The sequence below is a fragment of the Pseudomonas mosselii genome, from assembly GCF_005796105.1.
In the GTDB taxonomy this organism is placed as follows: Bacteria; Pseudomonadota; Gammaproteobacteria; order Pseudomonadales; family Pseudomonadaceae; genus Aquipseudomonas; species Aquipseudomonas mosselii_C.
Map to the genome: position 1 here is coordinate 145,951 of NZ_VAUO01000002.1, position 15,010 is coordinate 160,960.

At 52.6% G+C, this 15,010-nt stretch carries 14 protein-coding genes; 7 read left to right on the forward strand and 7 right to left on the reverse strand.

Annotated elements, in window-relative coordinates; all coding sequences use genetic code 11:
* Entirely contained in the window at positions 1-1,293 is a 1,293-nt protein-coding gene (locus FEM01_RS05585; protein WP_138218302.1) for a mechanosensitive ion channel family protein, read from the forward strand.
* A gap of 124 nt (positions 1,294-1,417) precedes the next feature.
* Here the strand turns inward: FEM01_RS05585 and FEM01_RS05590 are convergent, their stop codons facing one another.
* The gene (locus tag FEM01_RS05590) at positions 1,418-1,723 is read right to left on the reverse strand and encodes a hypothetical protein (RefSeq protein WP_138218303.1); all 306 of its coding nucleotides are present in this window, start codon (positions 1,721-1,723) and stop codon (positions 1,418-1,420) included.
* 1,223 nt (positions 1,724-2,946) lie between these two features.
* Here FEM01_RS05590 and FEM01_RS05600 point away from each other — a divergent pair.
* Together FEM01_RS05600 and FEM01_RS05605 are read left to right on the forward strand one after the other, a co-directional pair.
* Positions 2,947-3,921, forward strand: coding sequence for an aldo/keto reductase (locus FEM01_RS05600; protein WP_138218304.1), 975 nt, complete (start codon positions 2,947-2,949; stop codon positions 3,919-3,921).
* Between the two features lie 94 nt (positions 3,922-4,015).
* Positions 4,016-4,894 carry a dienelactone hydrolase family protein gene (locus tag FEM01_RS05605; RefSeq protein WP_171030911.1) on the forward strand — a complete coding sequence of 293 codons (879 nt, stop codon included), beginning with the start codon at positions 4,016-4,018 and terminating at the stop codon, positions 4,892-4,894.
* An 11-nt stretch (positions 4,895-4,905) separates the two neighbouring features.
* Here FEM01_RS05605 and FEM01_RS05610 read toward each other — a convergent pair whose 3' ends face one another.
* Positions 4,906-5,478: a TetR/AcrR family transcriptional regulator gene (locus FEM01_RS05610; RefSeq protein WP_138218306.1), complete on the reverse strand. Its 573-nt coding sequence runs from the start codon at positions 5,476-5,478 to the stop codon at positions 4,906-4,908.
* 123 nt (positions 5,479-5,601) lie between these two features.
* Between FEM01_RS05610 and FEM01_RS05615 the strand changes: the two genes are divergently transcribed.
* From FEM01_RS05615 to FEM01_RS05630, 4 genes are all read left to right on the forward strand, one after another.
* The gene (locus FEM01_RS05615) at positions 5,602-6,693 is read left to right on the forward strand and encodes an alkene reductase (RefSeq protein ID WP_138219104.1); all 1,092 of its coding nucleotides are present in this window, start codon (positions 5,602-5,604) and stop codon (positions 6,691-6,693) included.
* Between the two features lie 37 nt (positions 6,694-6,730).
* Positions 6,731-7,519 (forward strand): SDR family NAD(P)-dependent oxidoreductase, encoded by a 789-nt coding sequence (locus FEM01_RS05620; RefSeq protein WP_138218307.1) that lies wholly within the window; start codon positions 6,731-6,733, stop codon positions 7,517-7,519.
* Between the two features lie 165 nt (positions 7,520-7,684).
* Positions 7,685-8,533 (forward strand): alpha/beta fold hydrolase, encoded by an 849-nt coding sequence (locus tag FEM01_RS05625; protein WP_138218308.1) that lies wholly within the window; start codon positions 7,685-7,687, stop codon positions 8,531-8,533.
* Between the two features lie 140 nt (positions 8,534-8,673).
* On the forward strand, positions 8,674-9,591 hold the full coding sequence (locus FEM01_RS05630; protein ID WP_138218309.1) for an alpha/beta fold hydrolase: 918 nt from the start codon (positions 8,674-8,676) through the stop codon (positions 9,589-9,591).
* A gap of 409 nt (positions 9,592-10,000) precedes the next feature.
* On the opposite strand, the gene FEM01_RS05635 is transcribed toward FEM01_RS05630, so the two are convergent.
* From FEM01_RS05635 to FEM01_RS05660, 5 genes are all read right to left on the reverse strand, one after another.
* A complete protein-coding gene (locus FEM01_RS05635) occupies positions 10,001-11,002 on the reverse strand; it encodes an NADP-dependent oxidoreductase (protein ID WP_138218310.1) in 1,002 nt (333 codons plus the stop codon).
* A 93-nt stretch (positions 11,003-11,095) separates the two neighbouring features.
* Positions 11,096-11,839 (reverse strand): SDR family NAD(P)-dependent oxidoreductase, encoded by a 744-nt coding sequence (locus tag FEM01_RS05640; protein ID WP_138218311.1) that lies wholly within the window; start codon positions 11,837-11,839, stop codon positions 11,096-11,098.
* A 1,051-nt stretch (positions 11,840-12,890) separates the two neighbouring features.
* The gene (locus FEM01_RS05650) at positions 12,891-13,763 is read right to left on the reverse strand and encodes a carboxylate/amino acid/amine transporter (RefSeq protein ID WP_138218313.1); all 873 of its coding nucleotides are present in this window, start codon (positions 13,761-13,763) and stop codon (positions 12,891-12,893) included.
* 185 nt (positions 13,764-13,948) lie between these two features.
* The gene (locus FEM01_RS05655; RefSeq protein WP_138218314.1) at positions 13,949-14,548 is read right to left on the reverse strand and encodes an FMN-dependent NADH-azoreductase; all 600 of its coding nucleotides are present in this window, start codon (positions 14,546-14,548) and stop codon (positions 13,949-13,951) included.
* Between the two features lie 109 nt (positions 14,549-14,657).
* On the reverse strand, positions 14,658-14,972 hold the full coding sequence (locus FEM01_RS05660; RefSeq protein WP_138218315.1) for a 3-phosphoglycerate kinase: 315 nt from the start codon (positions 14,970-14,972) through the stop codon (positions 14,658-14,660).
* Between the last annotated feature and the right edge of the window lie 38 nt (positions 14,973-15,010).

Consider the following 15,010-nt stretch of genomic DNA (forward strand, 5'->3'; position numbering starts at 1 on the left):
ATGGACCTGCAACGATTCTCGCGCGATGCCTTCGACCTCTGGGGTACCCTCGACCAACACCCGCTGCTGCACGCCGCCATCGGCCTGAGCGTGCTGCTGCTGGTCTCGCTATTGATCGGCCGCGTGGCACGCTTTCTGGTGCTGCATGCCTGCCGCCTGCTGGCTCGCCAACCCGCGCTGCGCTGGCTCGAAGACCTGCGCCACAACAAGGTGCTGCATCGCCTGGCCCAGACCACCCCGTCGCTGGTGGTGCAATCGGGCCTGAAACTGGTGCCGGAGCTGTCCAACACCACGCAGCACCTGCTCGGCAACGCAGCGCTGGCGGTCACCCTACTGTTCATGACCCGCGCCCTGTCGTGCCTGCTCGATGCGCTGCTGGACATCTATGCGCGCACCGAACACGCCCGCACCCGCTCGATCAAGGGCTACATGCAGTTGGCCAAGATGATGCTGTGGATCTTCGCCGCCATCGTCATCGTCGCCACCCTAATCGACCGCTCGCCGCTGTTGCTGCTGTCGGGTCTGGGCGCCATGTCGGCGGTGCTGTTGTTGGTGTACAAGGACACGCTGCTGTCGTTCGTCGCCAGCGTGCAGCTCACCAGCAACGACATGCTGCACGTCGGCGACTGGATCGAAATGCCCCAGGCCGGTGCCGATGGCGACGTGGTCGACATCACCCTGCATACAGTCAAGGTGCAGAACTTCGACAAGACCATCGTCTCCATCCCTACCTGGCGGCTGATGAGCGAGTCATTTCGCAACTATCGCGGCATGCAGCAATCCGGCGGGCGACGGATCAAGCGCAGCCTGTTCATCGATGCCACCGGCGTGCGCTTTCTGACCCGCGATGAAGAGCAGCGCCTGGGCCAGGTGCGCCTGCTGGGCGACTACCTGGCCGGTAAGCGCCAGGAACTGCACGAATGGAACCAAGCCCTGGGACCGGTGGCGGAGCTTTCGGCCAACCGCCGCAAGCTGACCAACATCGGCACCTTCCGCGCCTTCGCCCTGGCCTACCTGAAGAACCACCCCGAGGTACACAAGGGCATGACCTGCATGGTCCGACAGATGCAAACCACCGCCGAAGGCGTACCGCTGGAGATCTACTGCTTCACCACCACCACGGTATGGGCCGACTACGAACGCATCCAGGGCGATATCTTCGATTACCTGCTGGCGGTGCTGCCGGAGTTCGGCCTGGGGCTGTATCAACAGCCTAGTGGCAACGATATGCGCGTGGGATTGGCTGGGCGAGCTGTCGAGCCGGCGGCACAGCGGCTGAAAGAGCTGGAGTGAAGCCTGAAATCACCGGGGCCGCGTTGCGGCCCATTCGCACCTATCAGGCATGGGCACCTTGCTCGGGTCGTTCCTCACAACCGTATCCGTTCTGGCCAGTTGCCTGGCTACCCACCACGACACACTATTCGCTGGCTACCTGCGTGACGATCAGGCGAGTCAGTTCAGACGATAAGGCCTGAGCATCCGCTTGGTAACCTTCGCACCAGCGCGCGTGCCAATCCAAAGGTGAGCCCTGTTCCTCCCACTGCGCCAAGGCGAGTGCGTTGACGATCTCCATCTCGAACCAAATAGACTCCCACTTGGCAGCATCCGAGACCAGGGTGGTGTTCTGCCAGACAAACTCCGTCAGCGCCACGAAGCTGGACCACGATTTCAGATCCTCGTGCGCGCCACGGGCCAGTGACATGAGCTGCGACGACGTGAGCATTGCTGTTCTCCTATGGCGTAGTTTGACTGTCCAAGATTTCGCCAGGCGGCAGGCCAACCAGCGCTTGACCCGCCACCTGAACGCAGATGGCATTTCGAAGTAGAAACCGTCACGTTCGAACTGGAAAGAGCCGAGACATTGTTGACCCGATTGCTCACCCTGGCCCTAGGGATACTGCTGACTGCCTGCACCCACTACCGCCACATTGCCCCCCCAGACCCCAGAGGGTCTGGATTGCCTCCACAAACTTGACGCCCAGGTGAATGAGTGCGAGGCCAGGGTCAAAGCACGGCAGGACAACTACGACCGTCTACACGAGTTTCAAGCACTCTCCACGCAGCAGTGCGAGCACAACAACCGCCTCAACATACCTAATGCTTGCAAGCCGCCCCACACTCCCACACGTGTGCCTAACGACTGCCGTTCTGGTTATAAAGACAAATACATAGCCGTGGCGGCAGGGTCGAAAGGTCGAAAGGTCGAAAGGTCGAAAAAAGCTAGTGGCCTCCGGGGACGATCGATTATCGAAGCATTCTTCAGAATTTCCTTCAAGGAGCCCTGAACGGGGAGTTCAGTTGGTTTGCTGGATACTAGGTCAGTCGACGGCGATAATAATCAAAAATATAGATTAATAAATCCAAAAATACATACGAATTCATTCTAAAAATCAATAATTACTCACCTTCTATACACCCCCCACATCACTGCCAGATCCCAGTGAAACACACCATAGCGCTTGGCGAGGTGACTTAGATGTCGATCAAAATCTAAGAATTGACATTTTAGATTTCGAGCGACATCATTAAGCCGTTCCGGGTAAGGCCGCCTAAAAGCGAGCCCCCCAAGGCCCAGGCGACTAGGTTCGGACTAGACATGAATAGCAAAGTCTCAAGGGGCTCTAAACACCCAGAATTTGAAATCGGGGACAGTTTGTCAGCTCACTCAATTACGAAGCGATCAGAGCTGACTGGAATTGCTCCTATTGGCGAACCTAAAGCAGAAAACCCAAATATTGCGACATCTGTAGAGAGCGAAGATTCAGCAGGCCGAGGCATGGCCTCACCAAAAAAGGAATCATCTCAAACTGACAGTAGTTCCGCCCGCCCTAAATTACAGGATCCGTCCAAAATTATATGGCGCAGTTTGATGCTAGAACCATAGCAAACAAACTAACTTAAAGCAGATAGCCACCAAGTCGCTACCACAAACACCTGGAGATCAACATGAACTATAAAGCTTTCGGAAAGACGGGACTCAGCGTATCTGAGCTTGCTTTAGGCACAGGAAACTTTGGTACTGGCTGGGGCTATGGTGCCGACTACGAGTCTAGCAAAGCTATATTCAATGCGTACGCCGAAGCTGGCGGGAACTTCATAGATACAGCTGACATTTATCAATTTGGTCAATCAGAAGAGCTACTCGGAACTTTACTAACAGGAAGACGCGATAGTTTTGTCCTGGCCACAAAATTCACGAATGGTACAGGGCCAAACACTGATCGTTTAGCCACAGGGAACAGTCGCCGGGCCATGGTGACCTCGGTAGAGGCAAGTCTAAAACGCCTTAAAACGGATCGCATCGATATTTATTGGGCACATCATCCGGATGGGGTAACCCCCCTTGAAGAAATCATAAGGGGTTTTGAGGACTTGGCACGCGATGGAAAAATTCTTTATGCAGGTCTGTCTAACTTTCCAGCTTGGAAACTCGCGCGTGCAGTTACATTAGCTGAATTGACAAATTCGTTACCGATTGCAGCAGCGCAGTTTGAGCATAGCTTAGTTCGTCGGGAGCCAGAAGCTGATCTCCTTCAAGCGTCAAATGCACTAGGGCTGGGGGTAGTTACTTGGTCTCCTCTAGGCGGTGGAATGCTGACAGGTAAATATAGGCAAGGTGAAAAAGGTCGAGCAGAAGGCTTTGGCGGAAAGGTTTTCCAAGCAGAGAACTCGGCACAGCGGACACTGATCCTAGACACGGTGCTAGATATCGCAAAAGAACTCGATGTAAGTGCTGGCCAAGTTGCTATTGCGTGGGCATGCACACATGGAGGAGTCCCCATCATCGGCCCTCGATCCGAGCAACAACTCGCTGACAATCTTGGCGCACTATCCTTCAACCTCTCACATGAGCAACTCACCAGGCTAAATAGTGCAAGTAGCCTAGAGGGTAATACAGCAGCAGTCTCAATGGCCTCGTAAATTGTAAAGCCCTTGGCATGGGCCCAAGTGTGAGAGGCCAACCAAAAGCCTCTCGCACACTGAAATAGAAATGCAATGAGCAGGTACGAAAATAGTGAAGTTGTATTTCCAAAGCTATACGCCGAGCGACAGTGAGTTCTTAAGGGGCACGGCCTCACATCCAACTATCATAGATGGCGTACTTACGCTGCCACTCCCCGAAAAAAAACCAAGTCCGTTAGTGATTTTACTCCACGGCTCTGGTGGTCGCGGGCCCCTGATAAATCAATGGGTAAGAAGACTACAAAAAATTGGCATTGGGACATTTGCAGTCGATAGCTTCACCGGGAGAGGACTGACCAGTGTAAGAGACAACCAAGACGCCCTTGGGCGCTTGGTAAGCATTATGGATGCGTATAGCGCTCTTGATTTTTGCTCGAAAATGCATGCCATCGATAAATCTAAAATTGCTGTTATGGGGTTTTCAAGAGGTGGGCAAGGTGCTCTATACGCATCAGTGAAGCGCTTTCAGCGAATGCACCTTTGTACAAGCCTAACATTCCGTGCATATGTTGCGCTATATCCAAACTGCACCACACGTTACATCGAAGACAACTTACTCGACTGCAAGCCCATCAGCGTTCACCATGGCGACGCGGATGACTACAACCCTGCGAGTGCAACACAAATATTTTGTGATCGCGCTAAAAGTCGCAACGCTGATATAACATTACATCGGTACGATGACGCGCATCATGTTTTTGACTGGGACGCGCTTATTCCAGCAAAATTTTTCCCAGAGGCTCAGTCAACCGTGAATTGCCAAGTGGAAGAAATTAGCCCAGGACTTCTAATTAATGCAAGAACAGGTGTACCTTTCTCCTATAACGACTCCGACGTTATAAAAGGTGCAACTATGGGATTCTCACCTAAGGCAACCAAAAATCTCATCATCAAACTCAACGCATTTTTCAAAGAGAATCTACTCAGCTAGAACCCCATTACCTAGTTCTTGCTGAGGTATTGAAGCAGTGCATCCCGACACGTCATGAGAATTTCATCGGCAAGTGGAGAGTCGTCTGGGCATGCGCGAGACATTACAATTGCCCCTATAGATTGAGCCATAGCAGCTAAGATCTTTGCACGCATTTGTACTGTCCCAGATTCGCCCTGCTGGGCGGCACTATCTAGGAACTCCTTAATCTGGCTCTCTATTCCATCAGCGAATGTAGCCTTTACTTCAACTTCTTTGCGAGCAGCATCCCCGCACAGGGCTGCAAGTGTACAACCTGACGCTCGGTGATCTCGATGCTCACGCGATAGATAAGCATTGATGAAGTCAACTAATGAAGCGCCAGACATAAGATTTGCTGATTTAGTCAGACCACAGGCTGACGCTTGCACCATCAAATCAGCCTTAGACTCGAAATGCTTATAGAAGCCACCTTGAGTAAACCCAGCAGCCCCCATCAGCTCTGCGATTCCAATTCCGTCATAGCCACGCTCCTTGAAGAGGGCTGATGCCGTCTCAACTATGTGCACGCGGTTTGCCTGCGCCTGCTTTTTGGTGACCTTCATCATTGCTCCAGGAGTGGTGTGAAATACGGACATCATACATTGATTATGGTCGACATCAAAGGATTGACATATTTAGATGTTGAGCGTAATCATTATGTTCTCACACCCCCTGAGATCCACAAAATGCAGCTAAATCCGCTTTTCGAGCCATATAACCTGGCCAATCTGACACTCGCTAACCGCATCGTCATGGCGCCTCTGACACGTAACCGCGCAGGTAAAGGCCTAGCACCCAGCCAGCTCACAGTGGACTATTACGCACAGCGAGCTTCAGCCGGCCTGATCATTACTGAGGCCACTCAAATATCTCCTCAGGCCCAGGGATACCAAGACACTCCTGGGCTGTACACCGCAGACCAAATCGACGGGTGGCGGAGGGTCACAGATGCTGTACATGCAAAAGGGGGACGAATCTTTGCCCAACTGTGGCATGTAGGCAGAGTCTCACACACTGACCTGCAACCTGGCGGCGCAGCACCAGTCGCACCGTCTGGTATCCGCGCGCAGACCAAAACCTTTGTTAATGGTGTGTTCACGGACGTTAGCAACCCACGCGCGCTTGAGTTGAGCGAACTGCCACACATCGTGAATGATTTTCGCCAGGCAGCAGCGAACGCTATTACTGCGGGCTTTGACGGAGTGGAAATCCATGGAGCCAACGGCTACTTGATTGATCAGTTCATCAAGGACAGCGTTAACAAGCGTACAGATACTTACGGCGGATCCATTGAGAACCGCGCGCGTCTTTTGCTTGAAGTTGTAACCGCCGTTACCGGTGAGATCGGTGCCGAACGCACTGGTGTTCGAATCTCACCTGTATCACCTGCCAACGACGTCTCCAGCAGCGATCCGCAATCTCAATATGACTATATCGCTGACCAACTCAGTGCACTAGGTATCGCTTTTATTCATGTTGTTGAGGGTGCAACAGGAGGGCCACGCGATATCAGCCCCTTCAATTATGAATCACTACGCCAACGATTCAAGCAGACCTACATTGCCAATAATGGATATGATCTAGAGCTGGCTACTAGCAGCTTGAGTGAAGATAAAGCAGACCTCTTCGCCTTCGGCCGCTATTTCATCAGCAACCCGGATCTCGTGGAACGACTGAAGACTGGCTACCCACTCGCGGCAATTGATCCAAAAACTTTATATGGCGGCGGAGCTGAAGGCTATACCGACTACCCAACCCTCACCACACAAGATCAGTGAATCATTATATAGTCAACACTTTAATTAGAGGATGAAAATGAACACGCTTCCAACTGTACTTATTACCGGCGCATCAACTGGCATCGGGTCTATATACGCGAAACGGTTTGCTAGTCGCGGGCATGACCTCGTACTTGTCGCGAGGGATAAAGCCAGGCTCGAAAGCCTGGCTGAACAGCTGCGAAAGGATAATTACGTCAACGTCCAAGTACATCAGGCTGATTTGACTGATAGCACAGATCTTTCAGCCGTTGAAACTCGTTTGCGAGAGGACGAGAAAATCGGAATTCTAATCAACAATGCAGGTATAGCTCAGTCAGGAGCTTTTACCAAGCAGAGTCCTGCTGATATTGAGCAGCTAATCTCACTCAATGTAACCGCCCCCACACGTTTGGCCGCAGCAGTAGCACCGCGCTTCTCGCAAGCAGGAGCAGGGGCAATCGTCAACCTAGGTTCAGTGGTAGGATTTGCACCGGAGTTCGGGATGTCGATTTACGGCGCGACAAAAGCGTTCGTTCTATATCTGTCTCAGGGTCTAAGCCTGGAATTATCACCTAAGGGCGTATATGTCCAGGCGGTTATACCGGCTGCTACACGTACAGAAATCTGGGAGCGCGCGGGAATTGATATTAATTCAATCGCTGAAGTAATGGATGTTGAAGAGCTGGTCGATGCTGCCCTCATCGGCTTTGATCGAGGTGAGCTCGTAACCATCCCACCGCTACACGAAGAAGTCAGATGGGATCGGCTTGATCAAGCACGTCAAGGGCTACTTTCCGACATTCGGCAGTCACATGCCGCCGAGCGTTATAAAGCGAAAGCATAGATAACATCCACTTTATATTTTATGCCTCCTGCAAGACACAGGGGGCAACAAAGCATTTCTCGAATTTCATTAGAGCGCCCGCTTCACTCAACCAAAAGATACAAATCCAACATGACTCTTAGCATTCATATTTAAGGGCCAGGTGCAGCCACAAGGAGTTCAAGTATGCGGCAAGATTATAGTTTCTCATTTGATAGCGCACTCAACAAATCAATATTAGTCGATGGAATCACATTCGCCTATCGAGAGCTGGGCAAGAATGATGCACCTCCAATTCTCCTGCTCAACCATTGGGGCGCTACCCTAGATAATTTCGACCCAAACTTGTTAAATGGCTTGTCACTAAACCATCGAGTAATCGCCATAGACTATAAAGGTATTGGTCTATCTACTGGTACAGCACCAGTAACGGTATCGGAAATGGCGGACGACACAATTTCCTTAGTCCGTGCAATGGGCTTCGAGAAAGTGAATCTGCTTGGTTTTTCATTAGGGGGTTTTGTTGCGCAGGATATAGCGCTGAAAGCACCATCGCTCGTGGGGAAGCTAATCCTAGCAGGAACCGGCCCTGCAGGCGGGGACGGCATTGGTAAGGTTTGGTCTGTTACCTGGCCATTAATGATAAAAGGGCTATTAACTTTTACAGACCCCAAGACTTATCTCTTCTTCACATCAACAAAGAATGGGAAAATTGCTGCCAAAGGGTTTCTAGCTAGACTAAAGCAACGCACTCTTAATCGCGATAAGGGGCCCACACCACGCGCGTTTTTCAATCAACTCAGAGCCATAAATTTCTGGGCCAGGCAAGAAAGGTCGGAGCTTAATAAGCTGCATATGCCTGTACTAATTGTGAATGGTGATAGCGATATCATGGTCCCTACCAAACTTAGCCATGATATGGGACAACGCATCCCTAACTCAGAGGTGGTTATTTTTGAGGACGCCGGACATGGGGCAGTATTCCAATACAGCTCGGAATTCCTAGAAAAGGCTTTAAGATTCTTAAGTAGCTAGTTAGTCATGCACACCTTTAAGAAAACTCAACAAGCTGGACACATACAGCGCCGTCAATAAAATCTTATAAAGACATATAAAAGAACAAAGCCTTCTGCAAGACCAGAACAAAAATTATTGTCTCAAACGGGAGAAAGCTGATGTTTGATAACTTTGAACACTTGCGTATCGACACTGGCGAGCTGGAGATATCATGCGTGGTAGCTGGAGTAGGCGCACCTATCCTACTACTACATGGTTTTCCGCAAACCATGGCAATTTGGGCAACTATCGCTCCTGCCTTAGTTAAGCTTGGCTACCAAGTTATATGTGCGGATTTGAGGGGCTATGGAGCATCTGACAAACCATGTGCGAGTGTCGAGTATAAAAACTACAGTTTTCGCTGCATGGCTGCCGATCAGATTAAAGTAATGCAGGCGTTGGGCCACAAACATTTTCACGTCATAGGACATGATAGAGGTGCTCGTGCAGCCTATCGCTTGGCATTAGATAACCCTGAGATGATTTCCAGCCTCACCATTATGGACATCGTTCCAACAGATGTATTGCTAAAAGACATACGCAAGGACGTTGCGCAAAGCTACTGGCACTGGTACTTCCTAGCGCAGCCCGCTCCTTTCCCAGAACAAATCATCCTTAAGGATCCTGATTATTTTTTTCAGGCCTGCCTTTTCGGATGGGGTGGTGCTAGTGAGGCTGACTTCAATCCTGAGCAGCTTGCTGCCTATCGAGAAAGCTGGCGAAACCCGAAGACAGTTTCAGGTTTTTGCAATGACTACCGCGCAACATTAGCTATAGACTTTGATCATGACATAGCCGATCAGGGCCGAAAAGTTAGCACCCCCACTTTGGTAATGTATGGTGAAAATTCAGTAATGGCTAGACTTTATGATATTCCGAGCGTTTGGTCAGAGCGCTGCTCCGACTTAAAATCGGCGGCAGTACCGGGAGGCCACTTCTTCCCAGACTCGTCTCCAGCAGCAGTAGTAGAGCGACTGCATGAGTTTCTAAAAACCAAAATTAAATATAGACAACCATTAAAAACTTGCCAGACTTGACTCTCAACCCTTAAGCACTCATCCATTAAACTTGAAGCTCACGAGAGCTTTGAAAAACTGCACATAACTGTGTGTCGGCGACAGGCGCATGAATGCCTTGAGTTCTCTGACAGGCCTAACAGCTCCTGCTGCCGGACTACAAGAAAGGTAATCCAGAGAGTAGTCATTACGCACATATAGCCTTTGAATTAGTGCGGGCAAATATAATGACTACTGCGATCATCTACATCTTGAACATTGTTTAAGACCCAAGGCAAGGCGTCTGATCAATATCTACACAGATCTAAACTATAACCATAACACGGGGAACTTTAGCTTCCCTTTTTCGGCGTCTTATCGAGTCGGGAGCAAGGTTCGATCCGCCTCCTGCACAGGCTAACGCCCCCCTGAAGAAACCTCTCAGCCCCACTCACTTCATCTGTACAACAACCTTGCCTTTCGCTCGTCCCTGGGCGAGATAGCTTAGCGCTTCCTTGACATCCTCGAAAGCAAATACCTTGTCAATAACCGGCTTAATCGAACCAGCACTGATAATGGCTGCTATCTCTTTGAGCTGAGCACCGTCGGGGCGAACAAATAAGAATGAATAACTTACTCCGCGTTTCCTGGCAAGCCTCTTGGTCCTCCAGCCCATCAGAGCAAATATGAATTTAAAAATGAAGCTCATCCCGCGCTTTTCGGCGAAGGCGCTGTCCAATGGGCCAATGAGAGAGACGATTTTTCCACCCGCCCTGACAACACTAATAGACCGCTCAAGTTCATCGCCTCTGACTGTACCAAGAACCAGATCATAAGACGCCAGAACATTTTCGAATTTTTGTGATCTGTAATCGATTACTTCATCAGCCCCCAGGCTACGTACCAGACCAGTATTTACAGCACTGGTAGTTGTTGCAACCCTAGCGCCTACATACTTAGCTAGCTGAATAGCGAAAGTCCCAATACCACCTGAGCCTGCAGGTATGAATATCTTCTGACCTGCCTCCAGATTGGCGCGCTCTGTCAAGGCTTGCCACGAAGTCAGGCCAACCATAGGCACAGAAGCTGCTTGTACAAAACTTAGGCTCTCTGGCTTATGGGCAGCTGCAAACTCAGGTACAGCCGCAAAGTCAGCAAGGGTTCCCACACCCAGGTCGAATACACTGGCAAACACTTCGTCGCCAACCTTGAATTTCGTCACGGCACTGCCCACGCTGACAACGACACCAGCAACATCGCTGCCCATAGTAGCCGGCATTTCGAACTTCAATACTTCTTTAAATATACCGGTAGGAATCATATTATCAATAGGATTCAGCCCCACCGCATAAACCTCAACCAGAAGCTCGTTCGATTTGATCGATGGCTTAGCGACTTCCGAAAACCCAATATCAGGAGCCTTTCCATAGCGTTTAAAAGTCAAAGCTTTCATATAAATAAAACTCCAATCCCTCTTCGATACTCTCTATCGAATAGACAAACGACCTACAGATCGCTAAATTTTGGCCATATCGATACAGAAAAACTACCAGTTTTCCTTATACGGCCTGATATCGAGTTCTTGAGTCCACGCGGAGCGTGGCTGCCGGTGCAACATCCAATAGTTCTCAGCTATTGCTCCATATCCCAACAACCCATCCGACCCAAGAGCCTCTACCATGGCCGGGGCAGCATTGCGCAGTCGGTCCCCCAGGATGCCGCCATCGATCACCACATGAGCGACATGAATACCCTTAGGCCCATACTCGCGTGCCATGCTCTGGGAGATCATTCGCAATCCCGCCTTGGCAGCGGCAAAGTGGGCAAAGCCAGGCTTGCCCCTCAAGCTTCCTGAAGCACCGGTAAAAATCAAGGTACCCCGCCCCAGAGGAACCAGGCGCCTGGCAGCTTCTCTACCAACCAGAAAGCCGGAGTAACAGCCTACTCGCCAAAAATTTTCAAACTGGCTGGCCGTGAGCTGAGTGAAATCGATCAGGGCATTATTGCCCGCGTTGAAGATCACGACGTCGGCAGGAGCTCGGCCCGTGCCTGGAGACATCGCAAGATCAAACGCTGCGATGACTTGCTCTTCGACAGTGACATCGGTCTGCAACGCTTCCGCGCTCCCGACCTCGGAGCTCCGAATATCTGCAACTACTTCCTGGATCTTTTCCAAGGTTCGGCCTGTGAAAATGACGTGATACCCCTCTTGGGCAAAACGCTTACAGACAGCTCCCCCTACGCCTCGGGTCGTACCTACGCCAAACACTATTGCAGTCGGTTGACTCATAAATCCCACTCCAGACAGTGAAGGCGTTAACCGGTCACGTTGACCAAAGCAATTGATACAAAGGCATTTGCTTTCGACGTAGGGTTACATGAAGCGCCGGCTCCGGCCGCCCATAAAATTTGGTCCGGACTTTGCGCATGAATTTATGATGTCAATCACAATCAAAAAAGTCAACATTAAAGATTATGATCGGAATCAAAACGTGCTTCTGGCTGCACTGCCAACTGCGGAATGCCGAAAAATCAGGATCATGGATGCATGGCCGGGCGCCAGGCATATGGTAATCGTAGGGTTTTTTAGAAGCCCTCAAACCTCACAGAAACGCCCAGATAGGACGCCCGGTGAGTCGGCAGCGTTATCCCGAAAAGGTTGGTGAGCTGCGACGACGTGAGCATTGCTGTTCTGCTATGGCGTAGTTTGACTGTCCAAGATTTCGCCAGGCGGCAGGCCAACCAGCGCTCGACCCGCCACCTGAACGCAGATGGCATTTCGAAGTCCAAACCGTCACGTTCGAACTGGAAGGAACCGCGACTGTGTTGACCCGATTACTCGCCCTGGCCTTGGGGATATCGCTGACTGCCTGCACCCACTACCGCCACATTGACCCACAGACCCCAGAAGGTCTGGATTGCCTCCACAAACTTGACGCCCAGGTGAATGAGTGCGAGGCCAGGGTCAAAGCACGGCAGGACAATTACGACCGTCTACACGAGTTTCAAGCGCTCTCCACGCAGCAGTGCGAGCACAACAACCGCCTGAACATACCTAATGCTTGCCCACCGCCCCCCACTCCAACACGTGTGCCCAACGACTGCCGCTCTGATTATGAAGACAAGTACATAGCCTGTGGCGGCAGGGTCGAAGAGGTCGAGCAATAGCTGATGGCCTGCATCTGAAGATCAGCGAAGCGCGATACCTGTTTTACCGTTCGCCTCGCGAGAAGTTCAGGATCCACACATCAGATCGCGATTCAGCGCTGAATGTGCATTGGCTTGGCGGCGCGGGTCACACGCCCCCGAAGCTGGCCTGAAAACGCGTCGTCGGCAGCGCCTCAACGCGATGCCGACACGCCCCTGCCCTGCACGCCCAAGCGGCTCAGCCACACCGACGCCAGGATGATCCCCCCGCCCACGGCAAGCCGCCCCAATGGCTCGTCCTGGTTCCAGATCAACAGGTTCAGCAGCAGCCCCACCGGCACATGCAGGTTGTTCATCACCGCCAGCGTGGCGCCGGAAACCAGGCAGGCACCTTTGTTCCACCAGTACAGCCCCAGCGCGGTCGGGCACAGGCCGAGGAACAGCAGCACCAGCCATTGGGTGTCGGTGCTCGGCAAGTGCTGGGCGTTGCCGAACAGCAGGAACGCAGGCAACGCGACCAGCAGCGCACCCAGATAGAAGTAGCCGAAACGCCGGTAGTGCGGCAGGTCGCTGGGGTGGCGGGCGACGAGATGGCGGTACAGCACCTGGCCGGCGGCATAGGTGAAGTTGGCCAGTTGCAGCAGCAAGAAGCCCAGGAAGAACTCGCCAGTGACGCTGTCGAAGCGGATCACCGCAGCACCGGCCACCGCCACCAGCGCGGCCAGCAGTGCCCAGGGGTTGAAGCGCCGGTTCAGGGCGTCTTCGATCAGCGTGACATGCAGCGGCGTAAGGATGGTGAACAACAGCACTTCCGGCACCGTCAGCACCCGGAAGCTCAGGTACAGGCAGACATAGGTGATGCCGTACTGCAAGGCGCCGATCAACAACATCGAACGCATGAAGCGTGGCTCGACCTGGCGCCAGCGGGTCAGCGGCAGGAATACCAGCAACGCCAGCGCCACCCGCGCCAGCACCGCGAAGTAACTGTCGACATGGCCGGCCAGGTACTCGCCGATCAGGTTGAAAGAATACGCCTGGATCAGCGCGACGATTATCAGGTAGCCCATGGTTGCCTCTCGTGAATCAAGGCGGCGACCTTAGCGGGTTGAGTCCAGGCTGTTCAACCCTGAGGTTTGTAAGGGTGCAACGCGCCCCCCCAAAAATCTGCTCCTATAAAAAAGCCCGGCCATACAGGCCGGGCAGGTACACCTAAAGGAGCAACAAGGTGTCAGGGTTGGGAATTCGTTGCGGCTCAGGCTACCGCTGCCAGCTTCGCCTTGGCCTGGTTCAGGCCCTTCTCGTGGAACTCACCGCTCATGTTCAGGCCTTCGGCGTGGATGAAGTCCACCTGATGGATACCGATGAAAGCCATCACCTGGCGCAGGTAGGGCTCCTGGTGGTCGCTGCTGGCGCCGGCGTGAATACCGCCACGGGCGGTCAGGACGATGGCGCGCTTGCCGGTCAGCAGGCCTTGCGGGCCAGTCGGGGTGTACTTGAAGGTGATACCTGCGCGCAGCACATGGTCGAGCCAAGCTTTGAGGGTGCTGGGAATGGTGAAGTTGTACATTGGCGCTGCCATCACCAGCACGTCGGCCGCCAGCAGCTCGTCGGTCAAGGTGTTGGAGCGAGCCAAGGCTTGGAGTTCGGCAGCGCTGCGCTGTGCTTCGGGCTTCATCCAACCGCCAAGCAGATCGGCGTCAAGGTGCGGCACCGGGTTCACAGCCAGGTCGCGTACATCGATCGAGTCGGCCGGATGGGCGGCCTGCCATTGCTGGATGAAGTCACGGGTCAGCTGACGGGAAACGGAATCCTGCTGGCGGGCGCTGCTTTCGATGATCAGTACGCGGGACATGGGTGCCTCCATCGGCGGGAAAGGGTTGCGATTCGATGGAGGTGAGATTAGAGGTTGACCTATCGATAAAAAAGCGTAAAAAGTGGGTTCAATCTATCGATTAATCAGTTTATTCCGCTTTGCAGTCGAGGCTGATGCGCATTTTGATGATCTGCCGGGTGAATTTGGCAGTCACATCCACGCTTTTGCCAGCCGGCACGTTCACCCTGCGCACCCGCGGGGCTTCCGGGCCGTTGCGGAACATCACCCGGCAGGCGGCCGGCACCTTGCCGTAGTTGTTCAAGGTGATCGCACCGATGTCGTAGGCCGTGTCGTAAGCGGTGTAGTCGAGCTTGACGCCATCGAGTTGCTTGTCCACGTCGATGGGATAGGCCATGGCGGTGAAGGGCAGGCACAGCAGCAAAGCCACACAACTTTTCTTCATAGGGCGCTCTCCGTGAGAAGAGCGCAGCTTAGGACAAC

What these genes read in the sequence shown, in the direction of transcription:
- FEM01_RS05585 (WP_138218302.1), top strand. Translation starts at nt 1, where the DNA reads ATGGACCTGCAACGATTCTCGCGCGATGCCTTCGACCTCTGGGGTACC.
- FEM01_RS05590 (WP_138218303.1), bottom strand. Translation starts at nt 1,723, where the DNA reads ATGCTCACGTCGTCGCAGCTCATGTCACTGGCCCGTGGCGCGCACGAG.
- FEM01_RS05600 (WP_138218304.1), top strand. Translation starts at nt 2,947, where the DNA reads ATGAACTATAAAGCTTTCGGAAAGACGGGACTCAGCGTATCTGAGCTT.
- FEM01_RS05610 (WP_138218306.1), bottom strand. Translation starts at nt 5,478, where the DNA reads ATGAAGGTCACCAAAAAGCAGGCGCAGGCAAACCGCGTGCACATAGTT.
- FEM01_RS05615 (WP_138219104.1), top strand. Translation starts at nt 5,602, where the DNA reads ATGCAGCTAAATCCGCTTTTCGAGCCATATAACCTGGCCAATCTGACA.
- FEM01_RS05620 (WP_138218307.1), top strand. Translation starts at nt 6,731, where the DNA reads ATGAACACGCTTCCAACTGTACTTATTACCGGCGCATCAACTGGCATC.
- FEM01_RS05625 (WP_138218308.1), top strand. Translation starts at nt 7,685, where the DNA reads ATGCGGCAAGATTATAGTTTCTCATTTGATAGCGCACTCAACAAATCA.
- FEM01_RS05630 (WP_138218309.1), top strand. Translation starts at nt 8,674, where the DNA reads ATGTTTGATAACTTTGAACACTTGCGTATCGACACTGGCGAGCTGGAG.
- FEM01_RS05635 (WP_138218310.1), bottom strand. Translation starts at nt 11,002, where the DNA reads ATGAAAGCTTTGACTTTTAAACGCTATGGAAAGGCTCCTGATATTGGG.
- FEM01_RS05640 (WP_138218311.1), bottom strand. Translation starts at nt 11,839, where the DNA reads ATGAGTCAACCGACTGCAATAGTGTTTGGCGTAGGTACGACCCGAGGC.
- FEM01_RS05650 (WP_138218313.1), bottom strand. Translation starts at nt 13,763, where the DNA reads ATGGGCTACCTGATAATCGTCGCGCTGATCCAGGCGTATTCTTTCAAC.
- FEM01_RS05655 (WP_138218314.1), bottom strand. Translation starts at nt 14,548, where the DNA reads ATGTCCCGCGTACTGATCATCGAAAGCAGCGCCCGCCAGCAGGATTCC.
- FEM01_RS05660 (WP_138218315.1), bottom strand. Translation starts at nt 14,972, where the DNA reads ATGAAGAAAAGTTGTGTGGCTTTGCTGCTGTGCCTGCCCTTCACCGCC.